The sequence below is a fragment of the Providencia sp. PROV114 genome, from assembly GCF_032704305.1.
Classification (GTDB): Bacteria; Pseudomonadota; Gammaproteobacteria; order Enterobacterales; family Enterobacteriaceae; genus Providencia; species Providencia rettgeri.
In genome coordinates, this window is record NZ_CP120528.1 from 2,276,097 (window position 1) to 2,292,953 (window position 16,857).

At 39.0% G+C, this 16,857-nt stretch carries 12 protein-coding genes and 7 pseudogenes; 6 read left to right on the forward strand and 13 right to left on the reverse strand.

Annotated features, from left to right (window positions below; genetic code table 11):
- Window positions 1-364 precede the first annotated feature (364 nt).
- The 3 genes and pseudogenes from P3L37_RS10055 to P3L37_RS10065 form a co-directional block, all read left to right on the forward strand.
- Window positions 365-622 (forward strand): annotated as a pseudogene (locus P3L37_RS10055) (phage tail sheath C-terminal domain-containing protein); the annotation flags it as partial.
- A 12-nt stretch (window positions 623-634) separates the two neighbouring features.
- Window positions 635-1,033, forward strand: a pseudogene (locus tag P3L37_RS10060) (phage major tail tube protein); the annotation flags it as partial.
- 142 nt (window positions 1,034-1,175) lie between these two features.
- Window positions 1,176-2,687 (forward strand): phosphoethanolamine transferase, encoded by a 1,512-nt coding sequence (locus P3L37_RS10065; RefSeq protein ID WP_109912187.1) that lies wholly within the window; start codon window positions 1,176-1,178, stop codon window positions 2,685-2,687.
- Between the two features lie 22 nt (window positions 2,688-2,709).
- On the opposite strand, the pseudogene P3L37_RS21390 reads toward P3L37_RS10065, so the two are convergent.
- From P3L37_RS21390 to P3L37_RS10080, 4 genes and pseudogenes are all read right to left on the reverse strand, one after another.
- A pseudogene (locus P3L37_RS21390) lies at window positions 2,710-2,850 on the reverse strand (tail fiber assembly protein); the annotation flags it as partial.
- 12 nt (window positions 2,851-2,862) lie between these two features.
- The gene (locus tag P3L37_RS10070; RefSeq protein WP_004910797.1) at window positions 2,863-3,054 is read right to left on the reverse strand and encodes a hypothetical protein; all 192 of its coding nucleotides are present in this window, start codon (window positions 3,052-3,054) and stop codon (window positions 2,863-2,865) included.
- Window positions 3,055-3,091: 37 nt separating this feature from the next.
- A pseudogene (locus P3L37_RS10075) lies at window positions 3,092-3,262 on the reverse strand (phage tail protein); the annotation flags it as partial.
- Window positions 3,247-3,423: pseudogene (locus P3L37_RS10080) on the reverse strand (baseplate assembly protein); the annotation flags it as partial. The pseudogenes P3L37_RS10075 and P3L37_RS10080, both read right to left, overlap by 16 nt.
- Here P3L37_RS10080 and P3L37_RS10085 point away from each other — a divergent pair.
- Both P3L37_RS10085 and P3L37_RS10090 read left to right on the forward strand, forming a co-directional pair.
- Window positions 3,415-3,618, forward strand: a pseudogene (locus tag P3L37_RS10085) (XRE family transcriptional regulator); the annotation flags it as partial. The pseudogenes P3L37_RS10080 and P3L37_RS10085 sit on opposite strands and share 9 nt — an antisense overlap.
- A gap of 6 nt (window positions 3,619-3,624) precedes the next feature.
- Window positions 3,625-3,789 (forward strand): annotated as a pseudogene (locus tag P3L37_RS10090) (integrase); the annotation flags it as partial.
- Window positions 3,790-3,982: 193 nt separating this feature from the next.
- Here the strand turns inward: P3L37_RS10090 and ahpF are convergent.
- From ahpF to P3L37_RS10120, 6 genes are all read right to left on the reverse strand, one after another.
- Window positions 3,983-5,557, reverse strand: a complete 1,575-nt coding sequence (gene ahpF, locus P3L37_RS10095; protein WP_109912186.1) for an alkyl hydroperoxide reductase subunit F — start codon at window positions 5,555-5,557, stop codon at window positions 3,983-3,985.
- A gap of 117 nt (window positions 5,558-5,674) precedes the next feature.
- Entirely contained in the window at window positions 5,675-6,238 is a 564-nt protein-coding gene (gene ahpC, locus P3L37_RS10100) for an alkyl hydroperoxide reductase subunit C (protein ID WP_004910793.1), read from the reverse strand.
- Window positions 6,239-6,426: 188 nt separating this feature from the next.
- On the reverse strand, window positions 6,427-7,551 hold the full coding sequence (locus P3L37_RS10105; protein ID WP_164529349.1) for an ABC transporter permease: 1,125 nt from the start codon (window positions 7,549-7,551) through the stop codon (window positions 6,427-6,429).
- Between the two features lie 5 nt (window positions 7,552-7,556).
- Entirely contained in the window at window positions 7,557-10,313 is a 2,757-nt protein-coding gene (rbbA, locus tag P3L37_RS10110) for a ribosome-associated ATPase/putative transporter RbbA (protein ID WP_109912185.1), read from the reverse strand.
- Entirely contained in the window at window positions 10,310-11,380 is a 1,071-nt protein-coding gene (locus tag P3L37_RS10115) for an HlyD family secretion protein (RefSeq protein WP_110731918.1), read from the reverse strand. The genes rbbA and P3L37_RS10115 overlap by 4 nt, the downstream gene beginning before the upstream one ends.
- 371 nt (window positions 11,381-11,751) lie before the next feature.
- On the reverse strand, window positions 11,752-12,228 hold the full coding sequence (locus P3L37_RS10120) for a GNAT family N-acetyltransferase (RefSeq protein WP_110731917.1): 477 nt from the start codon (window positions 12,226-12,228) through the stop codon (window positions 11,752-11,754).
- Window positions 12,229-12,646: 418 nt separating this feature from the next.
- Between P3L37_RS10120 and P3L37_RS10125 the strand changes: the two genes are divergently transcribed.
- Entirely contained in the window at window positions 12,647-14,392 is a 1,746-nt protein-coding gene (locus tag P3L37_RS10125; RefSeq protein WP_109912183.1) for an ABC-F family ATP-binding cassette domain-containing protein, read from the forward strand.
- A gap of 226 nt (window positions 14,393-14,618) precedes the next feature.
- On the opposite strand, the gene P3L37_RS10130 is transcribed toward P3L37_RS10125, so the two are convergent.
- From P3L37_RS10130 to tyrP, 3 genes are all read right to left on the reverse strand, one after another.
- Window positions 14,619-14,822, reverse strand: coding sequence for a hypothetical protein (locus P3L37_RS10130; RefSeq protein ID WP_004910787.1), 204 nt, complete (start codon window positions 14,820-14,822; stop codon window positions 14,619-14,621).
- Window positions 14,815-15,366, reverse strand: a complete 552-nt coding sequence (locus P3L37_RS10135; RefSeq protein WP_004910786.1) for a PadR family transcriptional regulator — start codon at window positions 15,364-15,366, stop codon at window positions 14,815-14,817. The genes P3L37_RS10130 and P3L37_RS10135 overlap by 8 nt, the downstream gene beginning before the upstream one ends.
- A gap of 271 nt (window positions 15,367-15,637) precedes the next feature.
- Entirely contained in the window at window positions 15,638-16,846 is a 1,209-nt protein-coding gene (gene tyrP, locus P3L37_RS10140; protein ID WP_004910783.1) for a tyrosine transporter TyrP, read from the reverse strand.
- Window positions 16,847-16,857 lie beyond the last annotated feature (11 nt).

Consider the following 16,857-nt stretch of genomic DNA (forward strand, 5'->3'; position numbering starts at 1 on the left):
CGTCTCGTCACACCCTAAATTCCAAGATGGAAACTCAATTGACTTCTTGATTTTCTAGAAGTTTTAGTTGTCCATTCATCAATCTTTATGTTGTAAATACGTTAATTTGTTTGCGTTGTCTAATTTATGCCAGAGCTGTTGATTGAGTGAAAGCGACTTAATTTCATTTCAAACATGAACGATTTTCATGATCATTTATTTCACTTATTTTAATTATGTGACAGAGAACTAAGAAATATTATTTTTCGTTATAATTCATAGCATTAAGTGTATTATATGGACAATTTCCTAGAGGGGATGAATACTCGACACGAAGACTTAAACATTGGTCAGTGAAATAAATTTATTTAGTACATATAGAAAAATCGACAAAACACTCACGCCCTCATTGGTAAAAGATATTGTGGATGGTATCAACCGCAAAGGCGCACAACTCGTCACGCAAGGCCGTTTATTGGGCTTCCAGTGCTGGTATGACCCATCGGATAACCCTAAAGAAAATTTACGCGATGGTAAGGCGCACATTCGCTACAAGTACACCCCCGTACCGCCACTGGAAAACCTGACATTAACGCAAGAATTCACTGACGAGTATTTCGCTGTTTTTGACCAACTGGGCTAAGGAATTTGAATTATGGGTATGCCTAAAAAACTCTTTTTGTTTGACCTATACATTGATGGCCAAACCTACCTTGGACAAGTAGAAGAAGTCACTCCGCCAAAGCTGTCATTAAAAACGGAGGATTATCAGGGTGCCGGTATGGTGGGCTCCGTTGCTGTCATGATGGGCTTTGATTCTGGCGCATTAGATATGGATGCCTCTATGGGTGGCCTAATGTCGGAATTATTAGAAAGTTGGGGCGCGACGATTGACGGTAAGCAATTCCGCTTTGCTGGCTCTTACTACGATGATCCAACCGGTGAATCCGTTCCGTGTGAAATTCAAACTCGCGGGCGTTTCACTGAATTGGATTTCGGCAGTGCGAAAGCCGGCGATAACACAAACAACCATGAGCATAGCCATGATATAGAACTTTATAATGAGTGACATAGCTCAATCAATGATAAATTTTTCTGATAATATCAAAAATTCAATCCTATTGTTATGTTTCGTTTACTCTATTTGTGCTAATCTACGCGGCAAAAATTAAGAGTGAATTGTTAAAAAGCTAGTTATGATCCAGAAAATACAAAATGTAATTTTAAGCAAAATAATGCTGAAGTTTATCGCATTATTTTTTCTCTTTTCTATATTACACAAGGTAATGGGCTATCCATTCAAGCCGCTGTATATATTTTTCATAAGCATTGGTTTGCTTTATGTGAAAAATAGTATCTACCGTTTTATTGTTTTATTTTTCACTATTTTAGCTGCTATTTATTTACCTGTCGGGTTGATCTATGGCTCCCCTACATATAATACAGTTGCTTCCTTTTATTATACCGACATACAAGAATCACGAGAATTTATATCAAATATAGATAATAAATATTTTATTTATTCTATCTTAATACTCGCTTTTGGAACTTTAGTTAGCTTTATTAAAGCCAATTCGATGAATTATCATAAAAAGACAATACTAAGTATCGTAATGGTGGTTTTTTTCTTCACTCCCTCAAAATATGCTTTAAGTGGTAAATATGAGAGAGCGGCTAATTCAGGAACACCAGAAACTCGTTTTTTTACAGAGCTCATTTATTCTATTTATTCCTTAATCAATGAGGTTGAATTATATACAAGTGATGACACTTTTAAAATCACTGACGTTAATAACCAATATGATACTTACGTTATTGTTATTGGTGAAAGTGTCCGAAAAGATTTTATGCAAGAATACGGTTTTAAAATACAGAACACACCATTTATGAGCTCCATCAATGGGACTTTTTTTACTAACTACACTTCTGCAGCGAGTTCGACACAACCTTCTTTAACGCATAGCTTATCCTTATATCCTGAAATCGGTAATAACATCATGACATTAGCTAACAAAGCAGGTTTTGATACTTACTGGTTATCTAATCAAGGATTTGTGGGTGAATATGACGGCTCAGTTGCCGCTATTGGACGAAGAGCAAACAATAGTTTTTTTATTAAAAGAAGAAGTTCAGATGATAAATCAGTCTCTCCAGACGATGCATTGTTACCAGAATTTAAATTGGCTTTGAAGTCCCAAGTACCTAAAAAACTTATTGTTGTTCATCTTATGGGAAGTCATACGCCATTTTGTACCAGAACAGAGGAGCAGTTTGATCATTTTTATCAGAATAAAAAATTCTCTTGTTATGTCCAGAGTATAAAAAATACAGATAAATTGTTATCAGAAATATATTCTGACTTAAGTAAAACTAAATCAAAATGGTCAATGATGTATTTTTCTGATCATGCGTTATCTTTAACATATGACAAAAATGAATTGGCACATAGTGATAAGTACAAGCAGAACTATGAAGTGCCTTTTTTCATCACATCTTATAATTCTAAGCATAAAGAAATAATAAACAGCCGTCGTAGTGGGCTAAGTTTTATGTCTTTATTTTCTCAGTGGACCGGAATAGAAGAAAGTAATATTGAAAGTAATTGTGATATGTTGTCTAAAAATGATTGCCCTAACCAAAATATCATAATTGATTTTAATAGAAATCATCGCATGTTTGATGATTTACCCGATGATTATTCCAAATAAGAATAAAATGGGATGCCTTCACTCATAAGGCATCCTTAAAATATGACGGATAAACTAGCCAAATAATATCCGACGCAGTTGAAATCTCTACTCGATTTAATATTACTCGATATCTTTTCCAGGCGCTTAATTGTAATTTCTCACTTTCTAAAGCAATCCCTAAATCTAATGTATCTTATAATGGAGTTATGATCTTATCTGCATGATTGATCAATTTAACTTTACATTTATTAGCTATGTAAACTTCTTTTTCTTTCAATTCAGTCGCTCCAAGTTCTTTCCATTCTGGGAATCGGTTAAAGTTTTGTATAACTTTGAAACCTAATTTCTCGGTTTTTGTAAACTCATCATAAGTAGACTGGAACACCCAAACGCCTTTTAAGTCACTTTCAATCTCAGCACTAAATCATACGGATAGTTTGCGTGCGACCTGAGCCCTCGGCCAATAATGGTTTATAAGTTTCAGGGCAATTCGCCACGACCACCAATAACCCCGATTTATCAAACAAACCAATTTCCCTCATCCACCAACCGCCCTCATTTTCGGGGATCACTTGTTCCGCAATAACTTGGTTAACGGCTCAGATTCTAAGTCCAATGTACGTGCAATCGTTTCCCGCTGCTCTACTAGCATAGCAGCTATTAACGCGGCTTTTCGCTCGGCGAATAGCACCTCATAATCTAATAACTCGACCACATCCGATGCGGGTAACAAACTCAAATCGTTACCTATCATGGATATGAAAGTGGAAAAGCTAAAATATCATTGGAGTCTGCGATGAAATTCTTTAAGCACCCCCGATTTAGAAAATACCGAGATTGGTTCATGTTCGATGAGGTGAATCCCGAAGCTGGCCAAATCGCACCGGATTTAGCGCACACTAGGCACGAAAATTCAGGCTCACCCCACTCAGACAAGAAAACTAGTTAACAATTTTTCGCAACCCATTTTATGATGAATGGCGGTAGTATTATTACTTTGCAGAGGATCTTAGGGCACTCAACATTACAGCAACCCCTGACCTACGCACACTTTGCACCGGACTTTCTTCAAGATGCGATTACATACAACCCATTAAAAGGAGGAACAGAGTTAGCTTAATAGGTTGTTCGTTTTAGGATGATTTTGAGGACGAAAAGCAATACAAATTTAACTTTTGCATATCCACAAATTGTCCACACTTGAACACTTTTAGGCACTTTTGAGCCTTTTTTGTACAGATTATGCACAAAAAAAGGCACTCGCCCCCGAGTGCCTTTTGACTACAACTCACTGAATATAAAGTAAATTACACCTATTCAGCGGTTCTGGTACTTGTGCGGATCAGGTAATCAAATGCGCTAAGTGCGGCTTTTGCTCCTTCTCCGGCTGAAATAATAATTTGCTTATAAGGGACTGTAGTACAATCGCCTGCAGCGAAAATACCTTTAATACTGGTCTCATTACGAGCGTCAATTTCAATTTCGCCCATACGGTTTCTGGCGACCGTATCACCTAACCAATTGGTATTTGGCAATAAACCAATTTGTACGAATGCGCCAGCCACTTCCAATAAATGTACGCTATCATCGGTACGGTCTTTATACTCAAGTCCGGTCATTTTACTGCCATCGCCTTTTACTTCTAAGGTTTGTGCATTGACGATAATATCGACATTTTTCAGACTACGTACTTTTTGCTGTAATACTGAGTCTGCTTTCAATTCTGGTGCAAACTCCAGTACGGTCACATGTTCAACCACACCCGCTAAGTCGATAGCCGCTTCAATACCCGAGTTACCGCCACCAATAACAGCAACACGTTTACCTTTAAATAATGGGCCATCACAATGCGGACAGAATGTTACGCCTTTAGTGCGATATTCTTGTTCCCCCGGAACACCCATATTTCTCCAGCGCGCACCCGTTGAAATAATGATACTGCGTGATTTTAAGATACCACCTGATGCTGTTTCGATTTGGTGTAATCCACCTTCTTCTGCAGCTGGGATCAGTTTTGCAACTGATTGACCATCAATAACATCAACATCATAGTTGTCCACGTGGTTCTTTAATGCACCTGCAAAAATGGCACCTTCCGTTTTGATAACTGAAATATAGTTTTCAATATCAACCGTATCCATGACTTGGCCACCAAAACGCTCACCAATCACACCAGTGCGGATCCCTTTACGAGCCGTATAAATTGCCGCTGAAGCCCCTGCTGGACCACTACCAATAACAAGCACTTCAAAAGGTTCGCGCTCTGTTAGTGATTTTGCTGCACGCGCATCCGCATTGGTATCGACTTTGCTAACAATCTCGCTTAATGTCATACGCCCTTGACCAAACTCTTTTCCATTCAGGAAAACCGCAGGAACGCCCATTACATTACGTTCATCAATTTCATTTTGGAAAAGTGCACCATCAATAGCGGTATGACTAATATTTGGATTTAAAACTGCCATCAAGTTCAGTGCCTGAACAACATCTGGGCAGTTATGGCAAGATAAAGAATAATAAGTCTCAAAATGAAACTCGCCTTCAAGACCTTTAACCTGCTCTAATAACTCTTGTGCTTCTTTCGATGGATGACCACCGATTTGCAATAAAGCCAGCACAAGAGACGTAAATTCATGTCCCAGAGGCGAGCCGGCAAAACGCAAACCACTATCTGTACCTGGGTTAGTAATTAAAAAAGAAGGTGTTCTTACTGCACTATTTCGTTCTTCACGTACAGTGACTTTATCAGACAACGACGCAATTTGTTCTAACAGCTGTTTGATTTCATTTGATTTTTGGCTGTCATCTATATTAGCAACTAATTCAACGGGCTTAGTTAAACGTTCTAAGTAGGCTTTCAATTGTGCCTGTAAATTATTGTCGAGCATGTAATCCCCTTTAATTTTTATCATAAAATCGGGTACATATACCCGTCATGATCCAAGTTGCAGGCCTAGACACCTGCAACCTGAATTATTCAGTATTAATCAATTAAGCTAGATTAATTAGATTTTGCCGACTAAGTCCAAAGATGGGGACAGCGTTGCATCACCTTCTTTCCATTTAGCTGGGCAAACTTCACCTGGGTGGCTAGCAACATATTGCGCTGCTTTTACTTTACGCAGTAAATCTGAAGCGTCACGGCCAATGCCTTCTGCTGTAACTTCAATCGCTTGGATGATACCTTGTGGGTCAACAACGAAAGTACCGCGGTCTGCTAAGCCTTCATCTTCACGCATGTTTTCGAAGTTACGTGTTAATGCGCCTGTTGGATCACCAATCATTGCATATTTGATTTTACCGATAGTTTCTGAACTTGCATGCCATGCTTTATGGGTAAAATGTGTGTCAGTAGAAACAGAGAAAATTTCAACACCTAATTTTTGGAATTCTTCATAATGGTCAGCAATGTCACCCAATTCTGTTGGGCAAACAAAGGTGAAGTCAGCTGGATAAAAGAAGAAAACACTCCATTTACCTGCAACATCTTTCTCAGAAACTTCGATGAATTCACCGTTTTTAAATGCTTGGTTAGTAAATGGTTTGATTTGAGTATTAATTAATGACATATGATGTTCTCCTGTTTGGTTGCCTATTAAGTTACTGTTTTACAGCAGCTTAATCCAATCATTACCTACTATCGATTTGATAGGTACAGCCTAATCATATTTTAAAAATTAATAGGTGAGACATTAAAACGCTTCCTGTTCTGTTCAGCAAGCGTTTTATTTATAAGGTCTATTTTATGTTCAGTGAGTTAAGCCATGGTGGCAATCGTTTTGCGAAAACGAATGAGTGCGAGGGAAAAGAATACAGCGCCAATCACAACGAGCACTGCAAATTGAGGCCAAACAATTTGGAAACCTGCTCCGCGATATAAAATCGCCTGAGCTAGACTAACAAAGTGTGTGGTCGGCATGGTTAACATAATATCTTGAACGAGCTGGGGCATGCTTTCTCGTGCTGTCATCCCGCCAGAAAGCATGTTTAATGGCAACAGTACTAAAATCATCAACAAACCAAACTGAGGCATAGATCGTGCAATTGTCCCCATAAAAATACCAATTGATGTTGTCGCAAATAAACTCAAGGCAACTCCACACATAAACAATAAGATAGACCCTTCTATGGGGACTTGTAGCAATGTTTTTACCACTAAAATTAAGGAAACACCGGATGCAATCAATACCACCAGCCCCATTGACCATATTTTTGACATCATAATTTCAAATGGTGTTAGTGGCATGACCATCAAGTGCTCAACGGTACCGTGCTCTCGCTCCCTGATAAGTGCTGCCCCCGTCAAAACGATCGATAGCATCGTAATATTATTGATAATTGCCATAACAGAACCGAACCATGACTGCGTCAAGTTAGGATTAAAGCGCATGCGCACTTCCAGATCGACAGGCAAACTCGCATTACTGCGGTATTTTGCTAAAAATTCGTTCACTTCACCTAAGGTAATGTTTTGAATATAACTATTCCCTAAGAAGGCTTGGCTCATTCGTGTTGCATCAATATTCACCTGAATTTCTGGATGCCGGCCGGCAAGCACATCACGTTGAAAATTAGGCGGAATATCTAATGCAAATGTATATGAGCCACGGTTTAACAAGCCATCAATTTGGTCTGGTGTGATATCTATGGGGGGTAAGAAATAAGGTGCGTAAAAGCTATTGATTATCCGGTTTGATAACTGTGACTTATCTTGGTCAGCAATCGCAATGGGAGCATTATGTAAAGAACCGGGTGTCACCGTTGCCGACGAATAAATCGATACCGTAAAAGCAAAGACAATCAAGGCTAGCATTGCTTTATCGCGGCCCAGACTGCGCAATTCTTTGATTCCTAAATTAAAAATATTCTGAATTTTACGTATCATCACTATGCCTCCTGCTTTTTCAGGAATAAAACACTTAGCCCAATAACCAGTGGTACGGTGATCAGTAATGGAATAAATGATGACTGTAAATCAAATAAATTTAACCCCTTAGAGAAGGTTCCTCGCGTGATAGTCAAAAAATGTGATGTTGGATAAACCATCCCAACCCAGCGGCCAATACCTTCCAATGATGAGACAGGGTCAATCATTCCTGAAAACTGAGTTGCTGGTATCAATGTGATGATAGAAGTACCAAAAATTGCTGCGATTTGGCTTTTCATAAAGCATGAAATTAGCAGCCCCATACCTGTTGCAATACTGATATACAGAAATGCTGCCAGCGTTAATGTCAGAAAACTACCTTTGAATTCAACACCAAATATATACACTGATAATATGCAAAGTAATACAAAGTTAAACATGCCTAATAGAATATAAGGGAGCTGTTTTCCAAGTAAAAATTCTAATTTGGTGATCGGGGTGACATAAAGATTGATAATCGAACCAAGTTCTTTTTCTCGAACAACACTTAACGCACTCAGCATGGCGGGTATCATCATTAATAATAATGGAATAACCGCGGGAACAATCGCCGGCAAACTGCGAACATCTGGGTTATAACGATATCGAGTTTCAATGTCGATAGCGGGCATACCAGCAACACCTACGGGTTGACGAGCAGCCATCGTACTTAGCCATGCTAAGTGCATTGCTTGTACATAGCCACGCACAGTTTCAGCACGGTTTGGCATGGCACCATCAATCCACACGCCAATTTTGACGTTATTACCACGAGCGATATCCCTAGCAAAATTAGGTGGAATTTCAATCGCAACAGTAACATCACCGCTACGCATTTTTGCCTCTAAGTCATCATAATCTTTAATTGGTGGTTGTTCGATAAAGTAACGTGAGCCTGCTAAGTTCAGAGTATATCCCTGACTTAGCCCTGTTTGGTCGCGATCGAGTACTGAAAAACGTAAATTTTCTACATCCATACTAATACCGTAACCCATGATAAACATAAGAATTACAGTTCCCAATAACGCCAATGTAGAACGGACAGGATCTCGACGCAATTCCATGCTTTCCCGGATGGAATAACTAAATAACCGACGTAAACTAAAGCGTTTTTTCAACGCTTCGGTTGCTTGCTCTTTTAGTTCAGGGTCAACATGGAACTCAGGTGCAGTTTCTTGCCCTTGCCCTGCATCACCCACCGCATCTTGCAAATAAGCAATAAAGGTTTCTTCTAACGTCGCTAATCCGCGTTTTTTGGTTAAGTTTGCAGGCGTATCACAATCAAGTACCTTTCCTGCGTGCATTAATGAAATTCGGTCACAGCGTTCGGCTTCATTCATAAAGTGAGTTGAGATAAAAATTGTGACGCCGTCACGCCTTGATAAATCGACCATTAAGTTCCAGAACATATCTCTGGCAACAGGGTCCACTCCTGATGTTGGCTCATCGAGGATTAACATTTCAGGTTCATGAATAACAGCAACAGCTAAAGATAACCGTTGACGAATTCCCAAAGGTAAATCGTCAGGCATTACCTCTCGCACATCTTCAAGTTCAAAACGCTGGCACATTTCATCCACACGCTGAGGGATTTTATCCTCCGGTATATGGAAAAGCTTGGCATGAAGAACTAAGTTTTGCTCAACACTTAATTCACTATATAACGAGAAGGCTTGCGACATATAACCGACGCGTTTACGAGTCTCGATGTCTTTAGGATCAATTTCTTGACCAAATAGCCATGCCTGCCCTTCACTGGCTTGAAGTAGGCCTGTCAGCATTTTCATGGTAGTGGATTTACCACAACCATTGGAGCCTAAGAAGCCAAAGATTTCCCCTTTAGGGATTTTAAAATTAACGTGGTCAACGGCGACGAAGTTACCAAAACGCATGGTTAAGTCTTGCGCTTCAATGGCAATAACATTGTCTTTTGTGGTATCACGCGCAGGGATCACAACCTTTTTGTGCCCGCTACGCTTTTCTTCTGGTAGTAATTGAATAAACGCAGCTTCAAGGTCATCACATTGCGTCTGTGCTTTTAATTCAGATGCATGGCCAGTGGCAAGCACCTTGCCATCATCCATTGCCACTAACCAATCAAAACGTTCGGCTTCTTCCATGTAAGCTGTTGCGACCAAAACACTCATATTGGTTTGTCGCAAACGAATACGATCGATTAAATCCCAAAATTGTGCACGAGATAACGGGTCAACCCCAGTGGTAGGTTCATCTAAAATTAATAAATCGGGATCATGAATTAACGCACAGCATAATCCCAACTTTTGTTTCATGCCTCCTGATAATTTGCCAGCAGGACGGTCTTTAAAGGGTGCAAGCCCTGTACTTTCAAGTAAATCTTGAATGCGATATTCACGCTCAGCTTTTGATTGGCCAAATAAACGCCCAAAAAAATCGACGTTTTCATAAACAGATAATGTATGGTAGAGATTCTTCCCTAAACCTTGTGGCATATAAGCGATGCGAGGGCAAACAGCTCGGCGGTGTTCAATGTCATTCATATCACCATCAAGTACCGTTATTTGGCCTTCTTGAATCACTCTTGCCCCCGCGATCAGAGAAATCAAGCTTGATTTTCCTACACCATCTGGACCAATCAACCCAACCATTTTTCTTGCTGGGATGGAAAGTACAATGTCATCCAACGCACAATTATCACCATAATGCTGGCTGACATGCTGTATATCGATAATCACATCATCCATCAGTCTATTGGTCATTGTGGTAATCTCACCTCAAGTTCAGCAGGCCAAGATTCATTCGGATCCAAACGTACATACGCTTTACCAGGTAACCCTGTTTTGACATATTCTAAGTGTTGCTCTAATAACTCAGGGGAAATACGCGCACGTACTCTGAACATCAATTTTAAGCGTTCATTTTGTGTTTCTACGGTTTTGGGTGTGAATTGTGCAACACTTGCCACGAACGTGGTTTTTGCTGGGATCACGATGTTTGGTGCAGCATCAAGGATAATGTGAACATCACTGCCTAAGGCAACTTTACCTGCATCTTCAGTCGGTAAGAAAAAGGTCATATACACATCACTTAAATCGACCATATTCAAGACCCGCCCACCAGCGCCAAGTACCTCTCCAGGCTCAGCGACACGGTATTGAATACGCCCGTTTCTTGGTGCTTTTAGAATACTGTCATCTAAGTCCGCAATAATGCGACGTTCCGTTGCTGTCGCTGCATCAACACGATTTTTCGCTTGGACAATACCGGCGCTTGCAGAATCAATCGCTGATGTCGCGGCGGCAACTTGCGCTTTTGACGCCTCCAGTGCTGCGCGAGCACCTTGCATCTGCGCTGTATCGTCATCGACTTGTTGTTGAGAAACAGCGTTGGTTCTTACCAAAGCTCTAGAGCGATTTAATCGTTTCTGTGCGGCGTCTAATTCCGCTTCACGTTGGCGAACAACCGCTTGAGCGGCAACTTTTTCACTTTTTCGTTGGGCTAAAGCAGATTCGGCTGTTGTCACTGCACTAATCGCTTGGCGTAACTGGGCTTGTACTTCATGAAACTGCTCTTGGAGCGCTCGTGTATCCATACGAGCAAGTTCTTGCCCTTCTTTAACAAAATCGCCTTCTTTTACATTAATCGTTTCAATGCGCCCTGCAGTCTTAGTCGCAATATCAATTTCCGTTGCTTCTATACGGCCATTACTTTGTGCAAATCCAGCAGGTAGCCCACCTGAATTAACATTCCAGTAATAAAAACCACCCGCAACAATAATTATTATTAAAATGATGTAAAAAGATATTTTTTGCTTATTTATTTTCATACCATCCCTTTCCATTAAATGAGAAAACAAGGAACAACAATTATTTTGATTATTAACCTGGTAAATATTAATAAAACGATATAACTGTCCTATATGCTAAATAAATACAACTAAGACAAAAGTAATAATTTTTTATTTTTTAACTATGTTAGTACGTGTAAACACAGTTATTAAATTAGCTATCTATCTAATTTAATAACATTTTATCAGCATTTAAGTTAAGTGAAGTTGCCTTGTGTCACAAAAAGGTAGAATAGACAGATAAAAACAATAATAAAGCATTAATTGTATACATTTAATTCAATATATAAAAAATAAAGCCAGTCAATTAGTTTACTGGCTTTATTAATAACATTTGATTTGAATAAATATTAGCAAGCAAATTCAGCTATCGTTTTTTCGTCCATGCGGTAACGAACCCACTCATCCTGTGGTTGCGCACCTATACTTTTATAGAAATCAATCGCTGGCTGATTCCAATCAAGAACGCTCCATTCCAGACGCTGGCATTTTCGATCTACGGCCAATTTTGCAATATGTTTCAATAGTTTTTTTCCGGCTCCTGCCCCTCTATAATTAGGGGATACATATAAATCCTCTAAATAAATGCCACTATTACCTAACCATGTTGAATAACTTGTAAAGAATACGGCATACCCTGCTGGCTGCCCATCGACATAACAAATCAATGCTTCAGTGCTTGAATTTTCATCGAATAAGGAATTTTCGATATCAGCAACTGTAGCTTTCACTTCATGACGTGCTTTTTCGTAATCCGCAAGTTCAATGATCATATCTAATATCAAAGCGGCATCTTGGTGGGTTGCTGACTTTATTTCTACGTTCATGTGGGGCTCTCTTAGCTTTTGAATCCTAATTTTAAACGCTACCAACGAAGAACCCAATTCACAGCAGTATTATTCATTTCTTCGTGCATGATATAAGTATCATTTATATCTGTGGATATACTTAATTTAACAATAATAATCAAACAACGCATTTCTGGACATTGTTTGCCAAAGACTATGTTTGCTATGATTATCTCATGGATTAACTTAACAAATATTAAGGAGGCTAATCTATGCTGTTGTGTGATCTTATTGAATACTCACACTTCTTTGGTAATCGCCAGAGCTCAGGCTTTCACAGTTTTATACTGCGATAACCCTGCCTGAGCGAAGCCACTAAAGAAAATCTTCCCTCAGCTTACTGGGTTGTCGTGACGACTATGCCCTGGCATTTTTATGCCTAAAATTTGAGTAAGCTATGAGCACTTTATTAACTGTAAAATCACTAAATTACGATACTTCAACCTCGACTTTATTGAATGATATCTCTTTTACCGTTCAACAAGGCGACCGTATTGGTTTAATTGGCCATAACGGAAGCGGAAAAAGTACATTATTGAAGCTAATAACCCAGCAATTGTCCCCTAATAATGGCAGTATTACTTATGCGAACCACTGTGTTACTGCTTATATTGAACAACATTTACCCGATGATATTGCTTCCTTAACACTCCTTGATGCACTGGTTCAAAAATTACCTGAACAAGACAAAGTCACTGAACGCTGGCGGGCTGAAGTTTTATTATCAGAATTAGGTTTTACACCTGAACAGTGGGAACAAAAAGCTTATGCCATCAGTGGAGGGCAACATACTCGTTTGCTTCTAGGTCGTGCTTTAATTGAGCAGCCCGATTTACTACTACTTGATGAACCAAGTAATCATTTAGATTTACCCACACTTATTTGGTTAGGTAATTTCTTACAGTCATGGAAAGGCAGTTTCGTACTCGTGTCTCATGACCAGTCATTATTAGATAAGGTGAGTAACTGCACTTGGATTTTACGAGATAAATCACTGCATTTTTATCGGTTACCTTGCAGTGCAGCACGGCAAGCATTGAGTGAAAAAGACATTACTGATGCACGTCGTAATCAAGCCGAGCAAAAAGAAATTGACCGTATTGCATCAAGTGCCAAGCGCTTAGCTATTTGGGGGCATGTGTATGACAATGAAGCCTTATCACGCAAAGCCAAGCAGATGGAAAAACATATTGATCGGCTTAAAGATGCCCAAACTGAGTTAACTGAAGGCTATCAATGGAAGCTTGCTTTAAATGGCAAAGCGATTCCTGCAGATAGAGTTTTGGAGTTGGAATACACTGTTGTTTCAACACCGAATGGAAATCAGTTGTTTAAAACGGCATTTCATCAAGTGAAAAGTGGTGACCGTATCGCCATCATGGGCGCTAATGGCTGTGGTAAATCGACACTATTACGTCTACTTTGGCAATGTTATCAACAAGATTTGCGTAATAGCTCGCAATTGAAGTTTCACCCAGCAATCAGTGCTGGTTATTATGACCAACAATTAGAGCAGCTAAATGATAATGATAGCCTACTAGAGGCACTACGTCATTTTGCACCTTTAACCGATGAACAACGAAAAATGGCCTTGATTGGCGCTGGTTTTGCTTATTCACGCCATCAACAGAAAGTAGTAACACTGAGTGGTGGAGAACGCGCTAGGTTATTGTTTATTGGTTTAAGTTTAGCTCAGTACGAGTTGATTTTATTGGACGAACCTACCAATCACCTTGATCTAGAAGGCAAGGAAGCGCTTTGTGAACAAATTAGCTTATTTTCTGGAGCATTATTGGTTGTAAGCCATGATAGATGGCTCATTGAAAATAGCTGCCAACGCTTCTGGTTTATCGATGATAATCGGCTAGAGGAATACCTTAATGTTGATGATATTTATCATAAAATCGAGCTGCAATCCCAGTCATTATTAACGCCTACACTTGGGAGAGATGTCTCTGTTAAATCGGCGATTAAAATTCCTTGTGAGGAAGATGCGCATGAAGATGAGCTACTAGAAACATTACTGATATTAGAGCAAAAGTTACTTGCGGATCAAAAACGCAAACTAAGCCACCAAAAGCCACAGTTACAACAACAGTGGATAAATGAAATAGCCCAAATACACGCTAAATTGGGCTTATAACCGATACCCCCTGATGACGCTAAGTGATCAGGGGGCCTTCTCAATAAGTCGTATACTGATATAGGATGATAGTTACAGTTTACAAAATAATTATATGTACCCTAAAATTTACCTTATTGACGAAATAATAGAAAATTGAGTACTGTTATTCATCAATAATGAAAATAATTGCATTTATTCTTTATGCCTTTCGTATGAATAAAGATTTTGTAAACTATCCAAATTATTATTTTATTTTTTGTTTTTTAGCTCGCTTAAAATATGACGTTGGGACATTGGGGCAAACAACCTCTTTAAATTTAACATCTTTATTCGTATTCACAGGCGGTTCATTTTCAGAAGTAACCGGGTCGTTGCTCTGTGGTATTTTGCTTGTTTCTTTCATATATAAATGCTCTTTTGCTTGTATAATATCATTCGTTTTAGCCATTTGATTTTCCCTCTGCCACTAACACCGCATTAACTTGCTCAATTCGTTCCACTGCGCGGTTAATGATCTCAACGACTCTTGTTGTCTCTTCTTTTGTCAACTGTTGTATCACGATTTGGTGTCTCAACAATGACTTAAATTTATCTACAGCACATTCAATTTCATTAGCAAATTGATTACCTGCTTTTAATTCCTGTGCATATTTTAATTTTAGTTGAACTTCTGCCAATATTTCAGCTTTGAGTAATAAAAAACAGCGACCTTCTGGAGTAATCACATAACACTTGCGCCCTTTTCCATTATCTTTACCCGCTGAAATAAACCCTAACTCTTCTAATAACGTTAGAGTCGGATAAATTACACCCGGACTTGGACAATAAAAACCTGCCGTTTCTTCTGCAATTTTTTTTATTAACTCATAACCATAATTAATTCCCCCCGTCAGTAAATGTAGGATATAAATCCTTAACTGTTTAGGGTTAAACATACGACTGACACTTTTACCGTTACACAAACACGGGTCTAGTTGTTGTTCACTGGCCATTAAAATTCTCAGGGTTATTTACTCTAAAACCGATATATCTAACATAATAGTTACTTTTACAGAAAATGCCAGCTTTAGATATATCTGTTTTTGTGCATAACGTGCTAATGATAATCATTCTTATATGGATTATACCGACTAAATGTCGATACAACAGTAAAAAATGTGCGGTAAATTGTCTAACTGAGTAAATTATGCCGTAAATTTGAGAAAGGCTTTAAGGAAAGGAACAAGCCAGCTATCAAAAGACAGCTGGCAAGTAAACGGTTTATTAGCCAATATTAGGTAATATGTTGAAAACAATCCCTAACTGAACACCAATAACTATAATGCCACAAATGAATACCAATGATAGACCTAATCCACCACCCAATACTTGATATTTCTGTGGGTTCAATGCCCTTGATTTAAATGCCATTGCACTAGGCAGTAATAAAGCTAGTATTGAAAGTGCAATTGCGGCATATCCTAATGCCATCACAAACCCTTTAGGATAAAATAAAGCAAAAACTAGCGGTGGTCCAAAGGTTAGTAAACCTGTTTGTAGACGCCCTGAAGCATTATCTTGACGTTTAAATAAGTCTGCTAAAAAGTCAAATAACCCTAAAGCAACCCCAAGGAAAGATGTCGCTAGAGCCAAGCTCATGAACATTTGTGCAATTAACTCTGTTTTTCCTGATTGAGCCACATCCTTAATTGCATCTAATAGTCCATTAAGCCCTGCGTTTTCAGCCAAAATACCAACGAACGTGGTTGTACCAATACTCCCTAAGGTTGCGATTTGCCATAAAATATAAGCAATCAATGGGATAGCACTTCCGATGATAAAAATAACCCGCAGTTTTTTGACATCCCCTCCCATGTATTTAACGATACTTGGGACGCTACCATGAAAACCAAATGAGGTAAAAAATACCGGTATCGCAGATAAAATGAGAACTTTTTCAGTTGGCGCAGCCAATAAATTTTGTTGCTCAACATGCGGTATCATTAATGCCAATATAATGACTAGGAAAACAATTTTTGCAGCAAATAAAATACGGTTGATAAAATCTACGGATGAAGTCCCGAAACATACAACGCCACCGCCAATGACGGTAAATACAACAATTCCCATCCAATCGGCCATTTCAATGGCAAAACTACTTTTTAAATTTGAAGTAATGATTTCCCCTGCACCACTGACATAAGCCGCTGTCAGTGCATACATAAGGAACATCATACTGAAACCCGTAATAAATTTGCCGCTAGACCCTAAATACCGCTGCGCAACACTACCAATCCCCGTTTCGTGGGATTCATGTTGATAAACCTCGACCAAAAGCAATGCTGTGTAACACATCAATGCCCATAACACTAATAACATAGCCAAGCTAACTAAAAACCCATTACCAGCAGCCGCGATAGGCATAGCTAACATACCTGCGCCAATCGTAGTACCTGCAACAATAAATACACTACCAAGTGTGCGATTTTTCATATTGAGATCCT